The organism is Faecalibacterium sp. AF10-46, assembly GCF_003604105.1.
Classification (GTDB): domain Bacteria; phylum Bacillota; class Clostridia; order Oscillospirales; family Ruminococcaceae; genus Faecalibacterium; species Faecalibacterium taiwanense.
In genome coordinates this window covers 32423-53884 of record NZ_QVGY01000004.1, presented here as the reverse complement: position 1 = coordinate 53884, position 21462 = coordinate 32423, and the positions used below count along the sequence as shown (strand labels likewise).

Genomic DNA, 21462 nt, shown 5'->3' with positions numbered 1-21462 from the left:
AGACGCAATGTCAATTTTTATCACCCTGATCGCCGCATTGATCGTGTTCAGCGCTGTGATCGCCATTCATGAATTCGGGCACTTTACCGTGGCAAAGCTCTGCGGCATTCAGGTCAACGAGTTTTCCATCGGCATGGGGCCGGCTTTGTGGAAGAAAATTTACAAGGGCACCCAGTACAGCCTGCGTGCATTGCCGGTAGGCGGCTATGTGGCGCTGGAGGGCGAGGAAAGCCCCGAGAGCCAGCAGGCCGAAGCGGCCCGCGACGAACGGGAAGCAGAGGACGAAAACCCTGTCCCGCCGGAGCAGCGCACCGGCATCCCTTTGAACGAGGCATCGGTATGGCAGCGTGTGCTTGTGATGGTGGCAGGTGCCTTCATGAATTTCGTGCTGGGCTTTGTGGTGCTGGTCATTCTTGTGGCAGCACAGGAAGGAGCCATCACCAGCAAGACCATCTATTCCATTGAGAACGATGCCCTCTGCGGCCAGACCGGCCTGCAGGCGGGGGACGAGATCGTTGCCGTGAACGGCAGGCGCTGCTTTGTGGCCAACGACATCCTTTATGAGCTGGTGCGCACCGAAGCCTATCGCGCCGATTTTACGGTCAAGCGGGACGGCCAGAAGGTGGAACTGTCGGACGTGCAGTTCAACACCTGGCAGGACGAGGACGGCCAGACCCATATGACCCTTGGCTTTACGGTGTACGGCATCAAAAAAACACCGCTCAATGTGTTAAAAGAAGCGTGGAACAGCACCCTGTACTACGGACGCATCGTGTTTACCTCGCTGGAAGACCTTGTGCGCGGACGCGAGAGCATCAACAATCTGTCCGGCCCGGTGGGTATCGTGACAGCGATCGGTCAGGCGGCAAGCTACGGCTGGCAGGATCTGCTGGAGCTGCTGGCCCTCATCACCATCAATCTGGGCGTGTTCAATCTGCTGCCCTTCCCGGCACTGGATGGCGGCAAGGTGGTATTTTTGATCATTGAGGGCGTTACCGGCCATGCAGTGCCGGAAAAGCTGCAGGGCACACTGACCATTGCGGCCTTTGCACTGCTGTTTGGCCTGATGCTCTTTGCAACCTATAATGATATCATCCGGCTTGTGACCGGTGCAATGTGAGCAAAAACAGAAAGGGGAGCTTTATGAGGCAGTTAAAACGGGAAGTGAAGATCGGCAATGTGACCATCGGCGGCAAGAATCCTATTGCGGTGCAGACGATGCTCAACGTGCCGGTGGAGGATATTGAGGGCAATGTGGCGCAGGCAAAGCGGTGCGAAGCTGCTGGCTGTCAGATCTTGCGCGTGACCTGCCCCAGCCCGGCGGATGCAAAGTGCATCGAAGCCGTCAAGAATGCGGTGAACATCCCCATTGTGGCAGACATCCATTTTGACTACAAGGCGGCTCTGGCCTGCGCAGATGTGGGTGTGGATAAGATCCGCATCAACCCCGGCAACATCGGCGACGATGACCGGGTGAAGGCTGTGGTGGATGCCTGTCAGCGCAAGAACATTCCCATCCGCATCGGCGTGAATGGCGGCAGTCTGGAAAAGCATATTCTTGCAAAATACGGCGCACCCACGCCGGAGGCCATGGTGGAGAGTGCACTGTACCATGTGCGCCTGCTGGAAAAATTCGATTTCAACAACATCGTCATTTCCATCAAGAACTCCAATGTGCCCCGCATGATGGAGGCCTACCGCCAGCTCAGCGCTGTCACGGATTACCCGCTCCATGTGGGTGTTACCGAGGCGGGTACCTACCAGATGGGTCTGCTGAAAAGCGGCATGGGCATCGGCGGAATGCTGCTGGAAGGCATTGGCGATACCATCCGCGTCTCGCTGGCCGCAGAGCCAGAAAAGGAAGTGGAAGCGGGCTACAACATCCTGCGCGCCGTGGGCTTCCCGGTAGCAGGCCCGGAGGTCATCACCTGCCCCACCTGCGGCCGCACCCAGTATCCCTGCACCGAGATCGCCAATGAGGTGGAAAAGCGGCTGCAGGGCTGCAAAAAATCCATCAAGGTGGCCGTGATGGGCTGCGTGGTCAACGGCCCCGGTGAAGCCCGTGAAGCAGACATCGGCATTGCCGGCGGCAAAGGCGAGGCGGTGCTGTTCATCCACGGCAAGCCCATCAAAAAGCTGACCGGAGACAACATCCTGGATCAGTTCATGGATGAGGTCTATAAACTGTAAAATGGGAGAATGCTATGGCACTGCAAAACAAACTGGGCCTGACAGATGAACTGGAGCTTGCCCGTGAAGAGGAAAGAATCAGCAAACAAAAGGCGCTGGCGCTGTATGATACGGGTTTGCTGAATACTTTTCCGGTGGGAACATTTGCAGGCCTTGCAATGATCCATAAATATCTGTTTGAAGATATCTATGAATTTGCCGGTCAGATGCGCACCGTAAACATCGCAAAGGGAAATTTCCGCTTTGCACCGGTCATGTATCTGCGCCCGGCACTGGAAAGCATTGACCAGATGCCGCAGTCCACGTTTGATGAAATTATTGAAAAATATGTGGAGATGAACGTGGCGCACCCTTTCCGGGAAGGCAATGGCCGCAGTACCCGTATCTGGCTGGACAGCATCCTGAAAAAAAAACTGCATCAGGTGGTGGATTGGAGCCGCGTGGATAAAAGCGACTATCTGATGGCCATGGAGCGCAGCCCGGTGAAAGATCTGGAAATCAAGGTGCTGCTGCATAAAGCACTGACGGAACAGATCAATGACCGTCAGGTGTATATGAAGGGGATTGATGCAAGCTATCATTATGAGGGCTACCAGATTTTCAGAACAGAGGAACTTGCAAAGAAATAAAACCACATTTTTGCTGCCACACCTGCAAAAACGGGTGCGGCAGTTTGTGCTGTATAAAAAGGAGTACCATTTGTGACACCACTCGTATCCAACCTGTGGCCGCAGTTCATGGTGGACCCGGCATTTGCAGACTGCTTCGGGCAGGTCATTGTGGAGCATGCGCAGATGCTGCGGCAGGAGCGGCAGGTCATCTTTACCCTGCGCAGCGGTGCGCCACTGGACAAAAATCTCTGTGCCCGGCTGCTGGCATCCCTACAGCCGGATTATGAGGGCTTTGAGCTGCGCATCCAGAACCTGTTTGGCTATGCCATGCTGGACGAAGCGGCCCTGCGCGATCTGATGGAAGAGATGAAGCGGGACGGCGTGCCCATCAATGGCTTTCTGGACCGGTGCAAGATCAACATCATCGGACAGAAGATCACCATCGGCGTATGCCATGGCACCAAGTTTTTGCAGGAGATGCACTTTGAAAAGCTGCTGGCAGAGCGCATTGCGGCCCACACCGGGGTAACGCCGCAGGTAACGCTGCAAAGCGCTGTAAGCGAAGCCGAGCAGCACCAGATGGAAGAAAAGCTGGAGCGCAAGATTGCGCCACCGGTGGTCAAGTTTGAGAAAAAGAACACAGCACCGTCCATCAAGGTGGATGGTCTGGACCTGACCGATAAGCCCGTCACCATTTTCCACGGCAAGATGTTCACCCCCAAGAACCTCACCCCGCTGAAAGACCTTGGCGGCGAGGGCGGCAAGTGCACGATCTGGGGCGATGTGTTCTTCTCGGAGGTCAAGGGAAACTTCCGCAAAATTTATACCGTATCCATCACCGATTATCAGGGCTCCATCAACCTGAAGATCCGCGCGCAGGAAGGTGAGGACTGCTCCAAGTGGGAGAGCCTTGGCAAAGGCACCACCCTCATCGTGCGCGGCGACTGCTCCTACGACAAGTACGAACACGATTATATCGTCTACCCCTACGATGTGCTCATCGTGGAGCGCAAAAAGCGGGAGGATACCGCACCGGTCAAGCGTGTGGAGCTGCATCTGCACACCAAGCTTTCCAGCATGGACGGCTTCTGTGACCCCGGCGGCATCGTCAAGCTGGCCCACCGCATGGGGCATCCGGCCGTTGCCATCACGGACCACGGTGTGTGTCAGGGTTACCCGGAAGCCATGCTGGCAGCGGACGATATCCATAAATCAGACCCGGACTTCAAGTTGATCTACGGCTGCGAAGCCTACTTTGTGGACGACATGATCCCCTGTGTATACGGTGTGAAGGATCAGCCGCTGGACGGGGAGTTCTGCGTGTTTGATACCGAGACCACAGGCCTTGACCCCGGCGTGGAGTATATGACCGAGATCGGTGCCGTCATCGTGAAAAACGGCGAAGTGGTGGAGGAATTTGATACCTTTGTCAAGCCCGGCAAGCCCATCACCCCCAAGATCACCGAGCTGACCGGCATCACCAACGAAATGGTGGCGGATGCCCCCGGCGAAAAGGAAGCACTGGAAGCCTTCCTCAAATTTGCGGGAGACCGCATCCTTGTGGGCCACAACGTCCACGCCTTTGATATGCGTTTCCTGCGCGCCGCCGCCAAGCGCAGCGGCATCAAGCTGGAGCCGACCTATATCGACACCCTGACCATGGCGCAGGCCATGTACCCCGGCCTGCACAACTACAAGCAGGGCACCATCAACAAGCATCTGGAGCTGCCTGCCTACGAAGCCCACCGTGCCTGTGAGGATTCTGCCGCGCTGGGCCGCATCTTCGGGGTCATGCTGAACGACCTGAAAGAAAAGCAGGTAGCGAAGGTAAGCGAGATCAACACCGGCCTTGGCGGCAACCGCGAGGTGCTGAAAAAGAAGTATTACCACCTCATCATTCTGGTCAAGAACCAGATGGGCCTGAAAAATCTGTACAAGATCGTCAGCGAAGCCCATGTGAACTACTTTTTCAAAAAGCCCCGGGTGCCCCGGAGCCTTTTGAACAAATACCGGGACGGCCTGCTGCTCACTTCCGCCTGCGAAGCCGGCGAGCTGTACCGAGCCATCGTGGATGGAACCAGCTATGAAGAACTGAAAAAGATCGCGTCCTACTACGATATTCTTGAGATCCAGCCGCTGGGCAACAACGCCTACATGGTGCGGGACGGCAAGGTGGACAGCGAAGAGGACATCAAAAACTTCAACCGCACGGTCATCAAGCTGGGCGAGGACCTGCATAAGCCGGTCATTGCCACCGGCGATGTGCACTTTACCGAGCCGGAGGACGCGGCTTACCGCGCTGTGCTGCAGGCGGGCAACGGCTTTAAAGATGCCGACAACCAGCCGCCGCTGTTCTTCCGCACCACGCAGGATATGCTGGCGCAGTTCTACTATCTGCCCAAGGAAAAAGCCTACGAGGTAGTGGTGAAGAACCCCCGCAGGATCGCGGCGATGATCGACAACAATGTTCGTGCCATCCCGCGCGGCACCTACCCGCCCAGCATCGAGGGCGCAGAGCAGCAGCTGCGCGATGCTACGTGGGAACACGCCAAGCGCGATTACGGTGACCCGCTGCCCGAAATTGTGGAAAAGCGGCTGCAGAAGGAGCTGGACTCCATCTGCGGCCATGGCTACGCCGTGCTGTACGTGATTGCAGTCAAACTGGTGGCCTATTCCAACGCGGGCGGCTATCAGGTGGGCAGCCGTGGTTCGGTCGGCTCATCGGCCGTGGCCCACTTCTCCGGCATCTCGGAGGTGAACAGCCTGCCGCCCCACTATCGCTGCCCCAAGTGCAAGCACAGCGAGTTCATCACCGACGGCAGCGTGGATGACGGCTTTGACCTGCCGGATAAAAACTGCCCCAACTGCGGCACCCGGATGCTGGTGGACGGCCACGATATTCCCTTCGAGACCTTCCTCGGCTTCTACGGCGATAAAGAGCCGGATATCGACCTGAACTTTTCCGGCGAATATCAGTCCAATGTGCACCGCTATACCGAGGAGCTGTTCGGCAAAGCCAACGTGTTCAAGGCGGGCACCGTGTCCGGTATTCAGGACAAGACCGCCTACGGCTATGTCAAAAAATATCTGGATGAGCGCGGCCGCACGGTGAACCATGCGGAGGAGAACCGCCTGACTCTGGGCTGCACCGGTGTCAAGCGCACCACGGGTCAGCACCCCGGCGGCATGGTCGTTGTGCCGGACACCTACGAGATCTACGATTTCTGTCCCATCCAGCACCCGGCGGACGATGTGGCAGGCGGCCTGCTGACCACCCACTTCGAGTTCAAGTACCTGCACGATACCCTGCTCAAGCTGGACGAACTGGGCCACGATATGCCCACCTTCTACAAGTATTTTGAGGAGTACACCGGTATCCCCATCGACAGTATCCCCATGAACGACCCCAAGGTGTACAGCCTGCTGACCAGCCCCGAAGCGCTGGGCGTGACCCCGGAGCAGATCGACAGCCAGACCGGAACCTTCGGCATCCCGGAAATGGGCACCAACTTCGTGCGCGGTATGCTGGTGGAGGCACGCCCCAAGAACTTCTCCGAACTGATCCAGATCTCGGGCCTGTCCCACGGCACGGATGTGTGGACCGGCAACGCGGACGAGCTGATTCGCAGCGGCACCTGCACCATTGCGGAGGTCATTGGCTGCCGTGACAGCATCATGCTGTACCTGCTGCGCAAGGGTCTGGAACCCAAGATGGCCTTTGATATCATGGAGGCCGTGCGTAAGGGCAAGGTGGCCAAGGGCGGTTTCAAGGATGGCTGGGAGGAAGCCATGCGGGAGCACGAGGTGCCGGACTGGTACATCGAGAGCTGCCGCAAGATCAAGTATATGTTCCCCAAGGCCCATGCCGTGGCCTACCTGATGTCGGCCATTCGTCTGATGTGGTTCAAGATCTACCGTCCGCCGGAGTTCTATGCGGTATACTTTACCGTACGCGGCGACGACATCGACTACGAAGCCGCTGTGGGCGGTGCGGCAGTGGCCCGCGCCCACATGGAAGAAGTCAAGCGCCGCCTGAAGGAAGAGAAGAACGCCAAGGACGAGGATGTGCTGGTCAGCCTGCAGCTCGTCAACGAGATGCTGGTGCGCGGCTACGAGTTTTTGCCCATTGAGCTGGGCAAGAGCCGCGGCTCCAAGTATGTGGTGGAGGACGGCAAGGTACGTCTGCCTTTCTCTTCGCTGAAGGGTCTTGGCGGTGCTGCCGCCGATGCACTGGAAAAGGTGACCATCCACGGCGAAGAATATATCTCGGTGGAAGAGCTGCAGCAGGCTTCCGGCGTCGGCAGCAGCATTCTGGACCGTCTGCGTCAGGTGGGCGCTCTGGGCGACCTGCCGGAGAGCAGTCAGGTGAGCTTCTTCTGAGGATCCTGAAAGCAAAAGTGCCTGCACGGCTTTAGCTGTGCAGGCACTTTTGCTTTAAAAAAGCACCCGCGGCAAAAATCGCAGGTGCTTAAAAATTCAGCAGAACGGGGGAGTGTTTACTCCACGCTGATCATATAATAGTAAACGGGCTGGCCGCCGCGGATGTGGCTGACCTCAACGTGGTTCGGGCACTTTGCCTTTACGATCTCGGTCACTTTCTCGGCATCCTCATCGCTCACGTCGCAGCCGGAAATGATGGTGACGAAGCTGGAATCCTTCTTGCACATGCCGCGTGCCAGACGGTAGGTAGCTTTGGTGATATCGTTGGAGGTGGAAACGATCTTGCCGTTCTCCAGAGCCATGATCTCACCCTTCCTGATGCGCTTGCCGTCGTACTCACTGTCGCGGGCAGCATAGGTGATCAGACCGGTGGACACCTTGTCGGCAGCAGCCATCATGTTGATGGTGTTGGTCTCGGCGTTCACAGAGGGATCAAAGTTCAGCATGGCGGTGATGCCCATGGGCACGGTGCGGGTGGGCAGAACGACCACCTGACGGTCGGCCAGCTTCTGGGCCTGCTCAGCAGCCATGATGATGTTCTTGTTGTTGGGCAGCACGAACACGGTCTTTGCGGGCACGCTCTGGATGGCGGCGAGGATATCCTCAGTGGCAGGGTTCATGGTCTGACCACCGGAGACCACTGCGTCTGCAGCCAGATCGGTGAACACGGCCTTCAGGCCTTCACCGGCGGCAACGGCAACAAAGCCATAGTCACGGCTGGGGTCCACAGCAGCGTAGACGAACTCGCTGGACTGAGAAGGGGCCTTCTCAGCAGAAGCCTGCTTTTCCAGGCTCTTGCCCTGCTTCTGGCGGGCCAGGAACTGCTCATGCATGTTTTCAATCTTGAAGTTAGTCAGGTAGCCATACTTGATGGCTTCGCTCAGGATCTTGCCGGGGTCAGCGGTGTGCACATGCAGGTTGATCACATCGTCATCCTCGATGCACACCACGCTGTCGCCGTTGGATTCTGCAAAGGCACGCATCTTTGCGGCGCTTGCACCCTCATACTTGTTGATCAGGAACTGGGTGCAGTAGCCGTTCTTGATGTCCTCCACCTTCATCAGGTCGTCGGTGAACACACCCTTGCCGGCGTTCTCGGTGGAGAGCTTTGCCTTGTTGGGAGCAGCCTCTCCGCCTGCCACGATGCCTTCGCCATGGAACACCTTGCCCATGCCCTCAAAGATGACCATGATGCCCTGACCGCCGGCATCCACAACGCCGGCCTTCTTCAGAACAGGCAGCAGGTTGGGGGTGTCCTCCAGAGCCTTCTGGCCGGCGGTCATCACCACATCCCACAGAGCGGGCACATCCTCGGCACCGCAGGCAGCAGCTTCCTCAGAGGCAATGCGTGCAACCGTGAGGATGGTGCCCTCGGTGGGCTTCATAACGGCCTTATAGGCACCCTCGACACCCTTCTTCAGGGCCTCGACAATGTCGGCAGCGGTGGCTTCCTTCTTGCCTTCCAGCGCCTTAGAGAAGCCGCGGAACAGCAGGCTGGTGATAACACCGGAGTTGCCGCGTGCGCCGCGCAGCATGGCGGAAGCAGCGGTCTTGGAAGCCTCACCCACGGTGCAGCTGTCGTCCAATGCTTCCAGCTCGCGCACAGAAGCACCCACGGTCATGCCCATGTTGGTGCCGGTATCGCCATCAGGAACAGGGAAAACGTTCAGCTCGTCCACGCGGGAGCGCTGATTGTTGATGTTGTTGGCGCCAGAGATAATGGCGTCACGCAAGATCTTACCAGAAATCATTCTTTTTTACTCCTTGTACTTGCCGGAAAAGCCCGGCGCATTCGGATGAACCAACAAAAATCAGGCGATCACATCGTCTACCGAAACCACAACGCGGGCAACCTTCAGGCCGGTAGCCTGCTCCACCTCGTCCTTGACGCGGTGAGAGATGCTGCGTGCGGCGGTAGAAATGTTCAGGCCATAGCTCACTGCAATGTGCAGTTCGATCACCAGACGACCATCCTCCTGCGTGACACGGACACCCTTTTCCGGGTAATCAGAACCGTGCACCATGCTTCTGACGGCATCGGTCATATCACGGGGTGCCATTGCGGCAACACCGTAACACTGTTTGGCTGCTTCACCTACCAGAGTAGCAAAATACCCGGACGTAAAGCTGACATCCCCCAGAGGGAAACGGGAAGTGATCATAGTCGCTCTGCTCCTTTATGTTATTTTCATAAAACACATTCAAGGTCTGGGGCGCAGCGACGGACAGATACGCATACTGCGCCGAAAAACACCCACATTATTATACAACTTTGGGGCGCGCTTGTACAGCGCAAAATGCTGGTATATCAACTTTTTGCGCAGGTTTCTGCATTGGCGGCATGGTTCGGGCGGTTTCGCACCGGGAAGGTGATAGTATAACGGACGCTGGTTGCTTTTTATCAAAACCGAAAGTATGACGAAAAAAAGCAAACAATCTGTTAAAAAAATATAAAAGGTGGGTGATAACTCTTTATCTGACTATGAAAAAGTGCTAAAATAAAAACAAGGATAGGGACTGCGGCGCAGGGTCCCGCTTGTGCGGACGAACTGCGTTATTTTTTGCGCACGGCGCGTGGAACAATGTTTAGGAGCTGTTGTCATGAATATTTTGTTTTTCCTTTCACCCAAGCAGGATCTGATGTATGTTTACGACGATTTTACCCTTCGGCAGACGCTGGAAAAGTGGGAGAATAACCGCTACGCATCCATTCCGGTGCTCAACCGGCAGGGAAAATATGTGGGCACCCTGACTGAGGGCGACATTCTCTGGGGGCTGAAAAAGTTCCATGGTCTGGATCTGGAAGCGGCTGAGGATATCCCCATTTCGGCCTTCCCGCACAAGCGCGACTACAAGGCTGTCACCGTGACCACCAGCATGGATCAGCTAATCGAAGCGGCCATGAACCAGAACTTTGTGCCGGTTGTGGATGACCGCGGCATCTTCATTGGCATCGTGCGCAGGCAGGCAATCATCCGTTACTGCTATGAGAAGGCCCGCACGGAGCAGCAGGCCCATGAGCAGCGCATCCCGGAATATGCCGCTGTGCATTGAACGATATAAATAGGTGGCCAGCCGTCCGGTTCCGCATCTGGAGCCGGGCGGCTTTTTGTCTGCAAAATGCGTTGAAGATCCGATTTATGGTACCTGTTGTGTGCGATAATACAGCCATGGAACAAAAACGTTCTGAAAAGCTGCAAAAAACGAGATACAGGAGGGAACACGGATGAAAGATTTTGAACTGCGTTATGTTGGAAGCCATGTGGAAGTATACACCGGCAGCGGAGTGTTCCTGTTTTCGGCCGATACGGTGCGGGAAGCAATGGAAGAACTGGCAGAGTAAGCGCCCGCAAACAGACAGGGACTTCAGTACAAATGTAAAATTGATGTAAAATAATTGAAAAGGAAAGAGCACGAATTCATTAAGAGACGGAAAATTGTGTAGAAAAAGTGATTTTCTTGTAAAATAAACCTTGTTGTGACAGGATAAAAAATGATATAATAAATCCAAGCGCGGTCATTGTGCGCCGTTCTGTGCAGCAGAGCGGCAGGCCGCAGCATCTGCCGGATCAAGCAGGCCCGGTGTGCGGGCAGGGCAGATGTACAAGGATCAAAAGGAAGATCATTTTTAGGAGTATCGTTATGGATATCACACACATTACCTCTCTGTTGGGTGGAATTGCGCTGTTTCTGTACGGCATGTCCATTATGGGCGCTGGTCTGGAAAAGCTGGCCGGCGGCAAAATGCAGGGCGTGCTGCAAAAGCTGACCTCCTCAACGCTCAAGGGCGTTATTTTCGGCACCCTCATCACGGGTGTCATCCAGTCCTCGGCCGGCACGGTCGTTATTTGTGTCGGTCTGGTAAACTCCGGCATCATGACCCTTACGCAGTCGGTAGGTGTCATTATGGGTGCAAACATTGGTACCACTGTTACCGGCCAGCTGATCCGCATGGCGGATATCTCCGGTGACAGTCTCTGGCTGACACTGATCCAGCCCAAGACCTTTGCGCCCGTGGTGGCGTTTATCGGCTGCATTTTTTATGTGTTCCTGCGCAGCGCTAAAAGGAAGAACATCGGCCAGATCATGCTGGGCTTCGGCATCCTGTTTACCGGCATGAGCCTGATGGACACCGGTGTGGCTCCTCTGCGTGAGAGCGCCGTGTTCCAGAATCTGTTCGTTACCATGACGAATCCCGTTCTGGGCATTCTGGTGGGCGTGGTGGTCACGGTGATCATCCAGTCCTCCTCGGCATCGGTGGGTATCCTGCAGGCACTGTCCAGCACGGGTCTGGTCACCTTCAGCTCTGCCATCCCCATTATTCTGGGCGCACACATCGGCACGGCCTTTACGCCGCTGCTCACCATTGGCGGCTCCTCTAAGGACGGCAAGCGCGCTGCACTGATCCATCTGTACTTCAACATCATTGGCAGCGTGATCCTGCTGGCGCTGGTGTATGCGGTGCAGTTTACCGTTGGCATCCCCATGTGGAACGATGTGATGAACAAGAGCACCATCGCAAACATCCACACCCTTTCCAGCGTGTGCGCCATGCTGCTGTTCCTGCCCTGCAGCGGCGTGCTTTCCAAGCTGGCCATGCTTACCGTGCCGGACAGTGCCGAGGAAGCACAGGAGCTGAGCATGCCGGTGCTGGATGAACGTCTGTTCAAAAGCCCGGCTGTGGCCCTGCAGCAGGCTAAGAGCGCTGTGATCAAGATGTCCCGCCGTGCTGCCCGCAATGTGAATCTGGCTGCACCGCTGCTGCTGAAGATGGACGAGGATGCCGTCAGCGCCATCCGGGTGCGTGAAAACCTGATCGACCGCATGGAGGTGGCAATCTCCAACTATCTGATCAAGATGACCGATCAGGAGCTGGGCGACGATGAGAGCCACACTGTGACCGAACTGCTGAATTTTGTTACCGAGTTCGAGCGCATCGGCGACTATGCGGTGAACATTATGGAAAAGGCAGAAGAACTGCAGGAAAAGGAAGCGTCCTTCAGTGAAAGCGCCACCAAGGAGCTGCAGCTGCTGGAAAATGCACTGAACCGCATCCTGAACCTGACCAACGATGCCTTTGAAAACAACGATATGCGCCTGGCGGCTCAGGTGGAACCGCTGGAGGAAGTGATCGATGTGATGGCGGAGCGCCTGCGCGACCAGCACATCCTGCGCCTGAAGGACGGCGTGTGCTCCATTGATACGGGTGTCGTGTTCCTGGATGTGCTGAACAATGCAGAGCGCATCTCGGATCACTGCTCCAACGTTGCTGCCCGCCTGATCGGCATGGATGCCGGCGAGGACTACGACTCCCACACCCTCAAGAGCATCATGCACCACAACCCCACCAAGGACTACATGCTGGAATACGAGGAGTGCCGCAAGGCCTACCTTGTTCCGCTGGAAGAAATGGAAGCCTGAAACTAAGAAAGACCTCCGGGGCACTTTTCCCGGAGGTCTTTTTTGCGTTAAAAATCAAGCACTTTTGGGCAAAGAGACAATGACCCAGCGGTGCGGCCCGTGAAAGCCGTCTACCTTGGCGGCTTTGCTGCAGGTGCCGGGGCTGGGCGGACCGAGGTGGATACCGCGGTCCAGCTGCTTGCCGCAAAGACGGCACTGGTAATGGAGGGTGATCTGTTCTGACATGAGGACGCACTTCCTTTTATGATCGCTGCAGGCGGTTAAGAAACTTTACTTCTATTGTCATTATATAATTTCTATATCGTGATGTCAATAAAAATAATTTGTAAAAGTAGATAAAAATTGAGCATTCTGCACTCAACCGCCCAGATCTTCCAGCAGCAGGTCCAGTTCCCGTTCGCTGTACACGGTCACACCGCGCTTGATGCGCACGGCATCGTTCTCCGGCAGAAGATTGGTGTAGATGCCGGTGACGGTGACAAGCACATCCGGCTGGCCATTGGTGCCGCAGCGGTAAACGGCTACGCGCCCGCCTTTGTCGCACAGGCGGTAGCTCTGGGCAGCAAGCTCCGGCATGGCCTGTGCGGCAAGGTCTGCTGCGGAGGAAGGCGGCGCTTCGCTGCCGGGGTCGGGCACCGGAAGGCTGAGCTTGGGCAGGGCCATCCAGAACAGGCTGAACACGATGGTGAATACGCACAGCCCGTAGAACAGGCAGGTGCACAGTTTGCGCATGGAGAAACACGCTCCTTTCCGGCTGAAGTATGCCCCAAAACAGGGGGACACAGTCAATTTTCACACGGGAATGCTGTACTTTGTCCGGCAGATTGTGTTATACTACAGATGATTAGACCTATCAGGGCCGAAGATTGGTTCTTGCCCGCGTTCTGTGCACGTGCTATAATATGGTATTGCGTGCAGTTCTGTGCGCTTTGATGGAAAAGTACCAGCGCATGGCGCTGAAAAAGCAGCCTGAATGTTAGGAGGCGATTTCTATCTCCGATATGAGAAAGATCAACCGTGCCGGTGAGGGGCATTCCCCGGCACCGGCGGGGCGGAAGGTAAATGTGAGCAACAGCCGCCGGGAGTCCCAGCTGGGACCCAAACGCGGCCGGGAACCCAAAGAACCAAAGGAACCCCGTGAAAAGGGCAGACATCCCATTCTGCGCTTCATTGGCCGAACCATTGCTACACTGATTTGTCTGGGCATCATGGCAGGCAGTCTGGTGGCAGTGGGTGCTGTATATTACGTGGTGCAGGCTACCGCCAACGACGGCGACCTGCTGGATCTAGACAACATTGAGCTGAGCCAGTCCAGTGTGGTGATGGCCACCGACCCGGACACCGGTGCACAGGTGGAGTATGCCACGCTGCGCTCTTCCAACAGCCACCGCGTGTGGGCGGATCTGGAGCAGATCCCCACGAACCTGCAGTATGCGTTCATCTGCACCGAGGATAAGGACTTTTACAACGAGCCCGGCGTCAACTTCAAGCGCACCATCGGCGCAATGGTCAACGAATACCTGCTGCCCATCTACAGCTCCAAGCAGGGTGCATCCACGCTGGAGCAGCAGCTGATCAAGAACCTGACCGACGACAAGAGCGCCAGCGGCATTGAAGGCGCACTGCGCAAGCTGCGCGAGATCTACCGCGCCCTCTGCCTGAGCCGCAGCTATTCCAAGGAGACCATTCTGGAAGCGTACCTGAACACCATCAGCTTTACCGGCACCATTCAGGGCGTGCAGACTGCGGCCAACGAATACTTTAATAAGGATGTCAGCCAGCTGACCCTGTGGGAGTGTGCGACCATTGCATCCATCACCAAGAACCCCACCAACTATAACCCCTACACCAACCCCGAAAACCTGATCAACCGCCGTAACTTCCTCATGTACAACATGTGGCAGCAGGGCGTGATCAGCGAAGAGGACTACCGCAACGCAGCGGCCCAGCCGCTGGTACTGGCCGAGGAAGAGAATACCAAGAAGAATTCTTCCGTTACCTCTTACTTTACCGATGCACTGTTCACCGAGCTGGTGCAGGACATCATGGACAAGGAAAACATTTCGGAATCCGAGGCACAGAAGCTGCTGTACACCGGCGGCTTTACCGTTGAGTCGACTGTGAACACCAAGGTGCAGTCCGCCATGGAAAACCTGATGCTCAACACGGACGATGCCTACTTCCCGGCCGGCTGGCATGAGGAAGAGGTGACCTCTATCTCGGATGACGATGTACAGGTGATGAACGAGGACGGTACGCCCAAGACCCGCACCGGCGACGACGGTACCGTTTACTATTACCGCAATGTGCGTACTCAGGCAGCCATGGTCACGCTGGACTATGACGGCAATGTGATCGCCATTGTGGGTGGTCTGGGCGAAAAGAACAAGAGCCTCTCGCTGAACCGTGCCTACAGTGTCACTCGTCAGACGGGTTCTACCATCAAGCCTATCGGTGCGTATGCACTGGGTGTAGAGTATGGTCTGGTGAACTGGTCCACCATGCTCAACAACTCGCCCTTGTATCAGAAGCAGGATATGGTGATCCGCGATGAAGATTACTGCCGCAAAAACGGCCTGATGGGCCTTTCCGACAAGCAGCTGCGCGCTTATCCCAACGCATGGCGCAGCTGGCCCCGCAACTATGGCGGCAACTACGGCGACAACAGTGATGTGCCGCTGTGGAACGGTCTGGCCCGCTCGCTGAACACCATTGCGGTGCGTGTGGGTGATCTGGTGGGCGCAAGCAACATCTTCAATTTTGTGTACAACACCCTGCAGCTGAACACGCTGGACCCGGTAAACGATGTGGGTCTGGCGCAGATGGTCATGGGCAGTCAGACCCATGGCGTTACGCCCACGGCGCTGGCAGCTGCGTTCCAGATCTTCTACGATGGCCAGTACACCACCCCGCATCTGTATACCCGCGTGCTGGACCGTGACGGCAATATCTATCTGGAGAACAACTCCACCAGCTATCAGGCTCTGACCCCGGATACCGCTTATGTGATGAACCGCCTGCTGAAGAACGTGCTGTACTCCAGCGTGGGCACCGCCGGCGGCCGCTACCCCAACTCCAACGGCATGGAAGCCTTTGGCAAGACCGGTACCGCCAGCGACGAAAAGGATCTGTGGTTCGTGGGCGGCACGCCGTACTACGTTACCGCCGTGTGGTGGGGCTACGATGCACCCTATGATATGACCAAGACGCTGGGTAAGCAGCAGGCCAAGACCCGTACCTGTGTTATGGCGTGGAAGGCGCTGATGGAACAGGTGCAGGCAGACCTGCCGTATAAGGCATTCCCGACCTCTGCCGGTGTGGTGGAGCGCCGCTACTGCACCCAGAGCGGCCTGCTGGCAGGTGGCTCCTGCCCCAGTACCGCCGTGGGCTACTACCGCGCCGATGATCTGCCTGGTACCTGCAACTACTCCCATGCAGCAGCTCCTGCAGCGGCTGCACCTGCGGAGACTGCGGCACCGGAGCAGGCTGTCATTCCTGCGGATACAGGTAATCAGGATACAGACTGATCTGTAGCCATATGAAGGACAAAAGGCGTACTATCGGCACCGGCGTGGGGTGAATCCGGCAAGGAAATACCGCGCTTGCCGCAGCAAAACTGGATAATCTGACAAAAACGCATCCGACCTCTTGCATTGCAGGGGGCCGGATGCTATTATATTCACTGCAAGAACACTTGTGTTTGTGAGGTGAACAAGTTGGAACGCCGCTTTTATCTGGTAGATGCGCAGGTTCTGCCTGAGGTTTTTCTCAAGGTGGTACGCGCCAAGGAACTTCTGGCCAGCGGGGAGGCACGCAGCATTTCCGCTGCCACCCGCGCAGTCGATCTTTCGCGCAGCGCTTTTTATAAGTATAAGGACTGCATTTTTGACTCCGAGAATGGCCGTGAGGTGATCACCGTCATGGCTACTCTGCGGGACGAGACCGGTGCACTGCAGAGCCTGCTGGCCGGCATCAGCGCCGCAGGTGCAAGCATTGTGACCATCAACCAGTCCACACCGGAAAACGGTGCCGCATTGGTGGCAGTCACCATCCGCACCGATACCATGCAGATGACTCCCGAAGAGCTGACCGAAAAACTTTCGCGTCAGCGTATGGTGGTAGGCGTGCACTGCGGGTACAATCTGTAAGCAGTCTTCAGAAAACGAGGGAGAACAACAATGGCTAAAATCGCAATTCTGGGCTTTGGCACGGTGGGCAGCGGCGTGTACGAGGTACTGTGCCGCAACGCTGCGGGTGTCTCCCGCCGTGCAGGTGAGCCGGTGGAGGTCAAGTACATCCTTGACCCGAAGGATTTTTCAAACCATCCGGATGCACACCTGTTTATAAAGAACTTCGATATCATTCTGGAAGACCCGGAGATCAAGGTGGTGGTGGAGACCATCGGCGGCACCCGCTTTGCGTATCCGTATGTAAAGGCCTGCCTTGAGAGCGGCCGCAGCGTATGCACCTCCAACAAGGAGATGGTGGCCACCTACGGCGCAGAGCTGCTGGGCCTTGCCAAAGAGCACGGCTGTGCCTTCCTGTTCGAGGCTTCTGTGGGCGGCGGTACGCCCATCATCACCCCGATGCACCAGTGTCTGGCGGCAAACGTCATCACCGAGGTGGAGGGCATCGTGAATGGCACCACCAACTTCATGCTCACCAAGATGGTGCGCGAAAATCTGGGCTTTGACGATGCGCTGAAGATCGCGCAAGAGCTGGGCTACGCCGAGACGAAGGACCCCAGCGACGATGTGGACGGCCGTGATGCCTGCCGCAAGATCGCCATTCTGTCCTCGCTGGTGTGCGGCCATCAGATCTACCCCCAGAACATTCCCACCCGCGGCATCCGTGCCATTACCACGGCAGATGTGGAAGCGGCGGAAAAGCTGGGCTGTGTGATCAAGCTGATCGCATGGATGAAGCGCGGCAAGGACGGCAGCGTGGCTGCCGGTGTGGAGCCGTGTCTGGTGCCCAAGGCAAACCAGCTGGCCAGCGTGGACGATGTGTTCAATGCAGTGCTGGTCAAGGGCGATATGCTGGGCGACGTGGTGTTCTACGGCAAGGGCGCAGGCAAGCTGCCCACCGCCAGCGCCGTGGTGGCCGACGTTGTGGATGCCCTGAAGCATGGCTCCAAGGTGCACGACAGCCTGTTCTGGCAGCCTGCTGAGCCGGTGGAGGGAATGCTCACCGACCCGGCTCCTGCTGCATATTATGTGCGTGTAGCAGGCATTGCTCCGGCGGTGGTGGAAGCCATCTACGGCTATGGCAGGGTGGTGGACGAACGCTACGAAGGCTGCGCTTACTTTGTGGAGCGAGCCGACGAAAAGGCACTGGCCGAAGCAGCCCGCAAGGTGGAAGCCGTGGGCGGCAGCGTGAAGCTGGTGCTCAAGCGTCTGCCGGAAGAAAACTGATAACGGAATAAGGAAAGGTGCGGCGGCTATGAAGATCAAGGTTTCTGTCCCGGCCACCAGTGCAAACATCGGCTCCGGCTTTGATGCGCTGGGTCTGGCGGTGACGCTGTATAATACGGTCACCTTTGAAGAGAGCGAAGTGCTGGATATCTCGTCTGCGGACGGTACCCGCATCCCGCGCGGTGAATCGAACCTCGTGTACCGTTCGGCAAAGGGGCTGTTTGAGAAGGTGGGCAAGCAGATCCCGCCCCTCAAGATCACCCAGACGAATCCCATCCCCATGGCGCGCGGCCTTGGTTCTTCCTCGGCCTGCATCATTGCGGGACTGCTGGGTGCAAACCGGATGCTGGGCGATGTGCTCAACACGCAGGAGCTGCTCACGTTGGCCACCTCCATTGAGGGCCACCCGGATAACGTGGCCCCGGCCCTGCTGGGCGGCCTGACCAGCAGCGTGTTCGAGGATGGCAAGGTGTACTCGGTCAAACGCAATGTGGATGAAACGCTGTGCTTTGCCGCCATCGTGCCGGACTACAAGCTGCTGACGGAAGCCGCTCGTGCGGCCCTGCCCAAAGAGGTCTCCCACAAGGACGCGGTATATAACCTTTCGCGCGCTGCGCTAGTGCCCGCCGCCTTCTGCGAGGGCAGACACGACCTGCTGGCCATTGCTACCGAGGATAAGCTGCACCAGCCCTACCGTATGCCGCTGATGCCCGGCTCCAAGGAAGTGTTCGATATGGCACGCCTGTGCGGTGCAAAGGCTGTTTACGTTTCCGGTGCGGGCAGCACCGTGATGGCCGTAGCGGAAAAGGCAGAGGCCGAAAAGTTTTATTCCAAGCTGGAAAAGGGTCTGGAGCTTCTGGAAGGTCTGGACGGATGTGAAGCATTTACATTGCTGCGTTTGGATGCCGATAACACCGGCGCAACGGTGGAATGATAAATGGGTAAGGGAAGTGCAAGGCGCTGCTGACCGCTTCCGCCCGGTGTACCCCTTTTGACAAAGGGACAAAAAGAGGAGAGTGACAAGATATGGCGTTGATCGTACAGAAGTTCGGCGGTTCTTCGGTGAAGGACCGTGACCGTATCTTCAACGTGGCACGCATTGTGGCAAACACCCACAACGCGGGCAATGACGTAGTAGTGGTGGTGTCCGCTCAGGGCGATACCACCGATGACCTGATCGCCAAGGCTGGGGAGATCACCCACAACCCTTCGGCCCGTGAAATGGATATGCTGCTGGCCAGCGGCGAGCAGATCAGCATTTCGCTGCTGGCCATGGCACTGAATGAGCTGGGCTGCCATGCCATCAGCCTGACCGGCTGGCAGGCTGGCTTCCGCACCGACCGCGCCTATACCAAGGCGCGCATCACCCGCTTGGAGACAGAGCGCATCTCTTCTGAGCTGGAGCGCAACCGTGTGGTCGTTGTGGCGGGCTTCCAGGGCCTGAACAAGATGGATGACATCACCACTCTGGGCCGCGGCGGCTCCGACACCAGCGCTGTTGCCATTGCAGCAGCCTTGCACGCAGACCGCTGCCAGATCTTTACCGATGTGGAAGGCGTTTACACGGCCGACCCGCGCAAGGTGCGCAACACCCGCAAGCTGGATGAGATCACCTTTGACGAGATGCTGGAGCTGGCATCTCTGGGTGCACAGGTGCTGAACAACCGCAGCGTGGAGCTGGCCAAAAAGTATAATGTGGAGCTGGAGGTGCTCTCCAGCCTGAATCCCGTGCCCGGTACGGTGGTCAAGGAGGTTACAAAAGACATGGAAGGTATGCTGATCAAGGGTGTCGCAAAAGACACTGATGTTGCTGTTATCACGATTCTGAACGTTCCCGATGAGCCGGGCATGAGCTTCAAGATCTTCGGTCTGCTGGCCCAGAAGAACATCAACGTGGACATCATCCTGCAGTCCACCGGCCGTGACGGCAAGAAGGATATCAGCTTTACCTGCTCTGAGGGCGAAGCCGATCTGGCTATGCGCGTGCTGAAGGAGAGCGCACACTTCAACGATGTGAGCGTGGACACCACCTGCGCCAAGGTCTCCATTGTGGGTGCCGGTATGCAGAGCCACAGCGGCGTTGCTTCCAAGATGTTTGAGGCACTGTCCAACAACAACATCAACATCAAGATGATCTCCACCAGCGAGATCAAGATCTCCTGCATCATCAACCGCGACGATGCCGACAAGGCTGTTTCTGCGATCCACGATATGCTGTTTGACTGATCTGTAAAAAAATGAATTTTGTGCGCTGTACAGTTTCTTTGGAAGCTGTACGGCGCTCTTTTTGTTGACGGCCTCGCCCTCTCAGTCGCTTACGCGACAGCTCTCCCAAAGGGAGAGCCTCTGGCGAAGAAAAAAACTTTCTGGTTCTGCCAAGGCCTCTCACTTTGGGAGAGGTGGACGCGAACAGTGTGAGCGGACGGAGAGGGCAAGGCCGCTGACGAGGACGGTCATACTTATTTTACACTTCCGGCGTTTACACAAAATGCAAAGGGGTGTATAATATACACTGTATCTGTGCGGCGCAGTGCGCTGCAAATTCTGCAAAAGGAGCTGCAACGCACCATGGAACCGACTGATAGAAATGCTGCAAAGCCCCGCCTGACCCGCGCTCAGTGGAAGCGCCGCAAGCGGCTGCGTCTGGCCCGCAACTGGGCCATTCTCATTCTCGTCTGCGCCGCCATTGTGGCGCTTATGACCAAAGGCATCCTCTGGCTGCTGCCAAAGGTGAACGCCATGCTTGCAGGACCGCAGAGCTTTGATGCGGCCAGCTACGATGGCACCGGCTACAGCTTTGATGCTGACGATGAGCGCTTTGTGCTGGTGAACACCAATCTGCCTTTTACCAAGGAACCCTCTCCGGCCCTTGCCGATGCCGATGAAGCCAGCGGTATCCAACTGGAAGCCGAAGCAGCTGCAGCCTACCAGAAAATGGCTGCGGCTGCGGCCGAGGACGGCGTTGCACTGGTGCTGACGGCAGGCTATCAAGACGCAGATGTCCGCAGCGCGGCCTATGAGACGCAGAAGCAGCAGTATCTGGAAAAGGGCAAAACCGAGGAAGAAGCCGCCAGCCTTGCGGCAGATATCCAGCCGCCTGCGGAATGCAATGATCACGGCACCGGCTATGCGGCGGATATCCTCAGTACGGACTACCCGACCCGTGATACCGGCTTTGATACGACCCGCGCCTACGAGTGGCTCACCGCCTACGCCGCCGAATACGGCTTTATCCTGCGCTATCCGCAGGACAGGCAGGCTGCTACCGGCGTGGTGTTTGAGCCGTGGCACTGGCGGTATGTGGGCGTTGAAAATGCCCTTGCCATCCGTGCCAGCGGCCTGAGTCTGGAAGAATTTCTTGCCTTGCAGAAGGCATCATAAAAATA

Annotated in this window: 16 protein-coding genes; 12 read left to right on the top strand and 4 right to left on the bottom strand. The window is 56.9% G+C overall.

Annotated features, from left to right (window positions below; all coding sequences use genetic code 11):
• Nucleotides 1-7 precede the first annotated feature (7 nt).
• From DWV57_RS06165 to DWV57_RS06150, 4 genes are all read left to right on the top strand, one after another.
• Complete coding sequence (locus DWV57_RS06165; RefSeq protein ID WP_120020273.1) at nt 8-1120, top strand: site-2 protease family protein; 1113 nt, start codon at nt 8-10, stop codon at nt 1118-1120.
• Nucleotides 1117-2190, top strand: a complete 1074-nt coding sequence (gene ispG, locus DWV57_RS06160) for a flavodoxin-dependent (E)-4-hydroxy-3-methylbut-2-enyl-diphosphate synthase (RefSeq protein WP_279221632.1) — start codon at nt 1117-1119, stop codon at nt 2188-2190. The genes DWV57_RS06165 and ispG overlap by 4 nt, the downstream gene beginning before the upstream one ends.
• A 14-nt stretch (nt 2191-2204) precedes the next feature.
• Nucleotides 2205-2819 carry a Fic family protein gene (locus tag DWV57_RS06155; RefSeq protein ID WP_120020271.1) on the top strand — a complete coding sequence of 205 codons (615 nt, stop codon included), beginning with the start codon at nt 2205-2207 and terminating at the stop codon, nt 2817-2819.
• A gap of 72 nt (nt 2820-2891) precedes the next feature.
• Nucleotides 2892-7181, top strand: a complete 4290-nt coding sequence (locus DWV57_RS06150; RefSeq protein WP_243112313.1) for a PolC-type DNA polymerase III — start codon at nt 2892-2894, stop codon at nt 7179-7181.
• Between the two features lie 116 nt (nt 7182-7297).
• Here the strand turns inward: DWV57_RS06150 and DWV57_RS06145 are convergent, their stop codons facing one another.
• Nucleotides 7298-8992 (bottom strand): DAK2 domain-containing protein, encoded by a 1695-nt coding sequence (locus DWV57_RS06145; protein ID WP_120020270.1) that lies wholly within the window; start codon nt 8990-8992, stop codon nt 7298-7300.
• A 60-nt stretch (nt 8993-9052) separates the two neighbouring features.
• Nucleotides 9053-9403, bottom strand: coding sequence for an Asp23/Gls24 family envelope stress response protein (locus DWV57_RS06140; protein WP_005945874.1), 351 nt, complete (start codon nt 9401-9403; stop codon nt 9053-9055).
• 439 nt (nt 9404-9842) lie between these two features.
• Between DWV57_RS06140 and DWV57_RS06135 the strand changes: the two genes are divergently transcribed.
• Both DWV57_RS06135 and DWV57_RS06130 read left to right on the top strand, forming a co-directional pair.
• A complete protein-coding gene (locus DWV57_RS06135; RefSeq protein WP_097777622.1) occupies nt 9843-10295 on the top strand; it encodes a CBS domain-containing protein in 453 nt (150 codons plus the stop codon).
• A 588-nt stretch (nt 10296-10883) separates the two neighbouring features.
• A complete protein-coding gene (locus DWV57_RS06130; protein WP_120020269.1) occupies nt 10884-12662 on the top strand; it encodes a Na/Pi cotransporter family protein in 1779 nt (592 codons plus the stop codon).
• 54 nt (nt 12663-12716) lie between these two features.
• On the opposite strand, the gene DWV57_RS14495 is transcribed toward DWV57_RS06130, so the two are convergent.
• Together DWV57_RS14495 and DWV57_RS06125 are read right to left on the bottom strand one after the other, a co-directional pair.
• Complete coding sequence (locus DWV57_RS14495; protein WP_154255643.1) at nt 12717-12887, bottom strand: hypothetical protein; 171 nt, start codon at nt 12885-12887, stop codon at nt 12717-12719.
• Nucleotides 12888-13019: 132 nt separating this feature from the next.
• On the bottom strand, nt 13020-13394 hold the full coding sequence (locus DWV57_RS06125) for a hypothetical protein (protein WP_097775368.1): 375 nt from the start codon (nt 13392-13394) through the stop codon (nt 13020-13022).
• A 269-nt stretch (nt 13395-13663) separates the two neighbouring features.
• On the opposite strand from DWV57_RS06125, the gene DWV57_RS06120 reads away from it, so the two are divergent.
• The 6 genes from DWV57_RS06120 to DWV57_RS06095 all read left to right on the top strand — a co-directional run bounded on the left by DWV57_RS06120 (nt 13664) and on the right by DWV57_RS06095 (nt 21457).
• Nucleotides 13664-16189, top strand: a complete 2526-nt coding sequence (locus DWV57_RS06120) for a transglycosylase domain-containing protein (protein WP_120020268.1) — start codon at nt 13664-13666, stop codon at nt 16187-16189.
• Between the two features lie 180 nt (nt 16190-16369).
• On the top strand, nt 16370-16810 hold the full coding sequence (locus tag DWV57_RS06115; protein ID WP_005945891.1) for an ACT domain-containing protein: 441 nt from the start codon (nt 16370-16372) through the stop codon (nt 16808-16810).
• Nucleotides 16811-16840: 30 nt separating this feature from the next.
• Nucleotides 16841-18076 (top strand): homoserine dehydrogenase, encoded by a 1236-nt coding sequence (locus DWV57_RS06110; protein WP_120020267.1) that lies wholly within the window; start codon nt 16841-16843, stop codon nt 18074-18076.
• A gap of 28 nt (nt 18077-18104) precedes the next feature.
• Complete coding sequence (gene thrB / locus DWV57_RS06105) at nt 18105-19010, top strand: homoserine kinase (protein ID WP_005945895.1); 906 nt, start codon at nt 18105-18107, stop codon at nt 19008-19010.
• A 92-nt stretch (nt 19011-19102) separates the two neighbouring features.
• A complete protein-coding gene (locus DWV57_RS06100) occupies nt 19103-20302 on the top strand; it encodes an aspartate kinase (RefSeq protein ID WP_005945897.1) in 1200 nt (399 codons plus the stop codon).
• A gap of 342 nt (nt 20303-20644) precedes the next feature.
• Complete coding sequence (locus DWV57_RS06095) at nt 20645-21457, top strand: M15 family metallopeptidase (RefSeq protein ID WP_120020266.1); 813 nt, start codon at nt 20645-20647, stop codon at nt 21455-21457.
• Nucleotides 21458-21462: the final 5 nt, after the last annotated feature.

Coding starts and splice junctions, on each gene's coding strand:
- DWV57_RS06145 (WP_120020270.1), bottom strand. CDS start 8,992: ATGATTTCTGGTAAGATCTTGCGTGACGCCATTATCTCTGGCGCCAAC.
- DWV57_RS06140 (WP_005945874.1), bottom strand. CDS start 9,403: ATGATCACTTCCCGTTTCCCTCTGGGGGATGTCAGCTTTACGTCCGGG.
- DWV57_RS06095 (WP_120020266.1), top strand. CDS start 20,645: ATGGAACCGACTGATAGAAATGCTGCAAAGCCCCGCCTGACCCGCGCT.
- DWV57_RS06125 (WP_097775368.1), bottom strand. CDS start 13,394: ATGCGCAAACTGTGCACCTGCCTGTTCTACGGGCTGTGCGTATTCACC.
- DWV57_RS06135 (WP_097777622.1), top strand. CDS start 9,843: ATGAATATTTTGTTTTTCCTTTCACCCAAGCAGGATCTGATGTATGTT.
- DWV57_RS06100 (WP_005945897.1), top strand. CDS start 19,103: ATGGCGTTGATCGTACAGAAGTTCGGCGGTTCTTCGGTGAAGGACCGT.
- DWV57_RS06155 (WP_120020271.1), top strand. CDS start 2,205: ATGGCACTGCAAAACAAACTGGGCCTGACAGATGAACTGGAGCTTGCC.
- DWV57_RS06130 (WP_120020269.1), top strand. CDS start 10,884: ATGGATATCACACACATTACCTCTCTGTTGGGTGGAATTGCGCTGTTT.
- DWV57_RS06120 (WP_120020268.1), top strand. CDS start 13,664: ATGAGAAAGATCAACCGTGCCGGTGAGGGGCATTCCCCGGCACCGGCG.
- thrB (WP_005945895.1), top strand. CDS start 18,105: ATGAAGATCAAGGTTTCTGTCCCGGCCACCAGTGCAAACATCGGCTCC.
- DWV57_RS06165 (WP_120020273.1), top strand. CDS start 8: ATGTCAATTTTTATCACCCTGATCGCCGCATTGATCGTGTTCAGCGCT.
- DWV57_RS06110 (WP_120020267.1), top strand. CDS start 16,841: ATGGCTAAAATCGCAATTCTGGGCTTTGGCACGGTGGGCAGCGGCGTG.
- DWV57_RS14495 (WP_154255643.1), bottom strand. CDS start 12,887: ATGTCAGAACAGATCACCCTCCATTACCAGTGCCGTCTTTGCGGCAAG.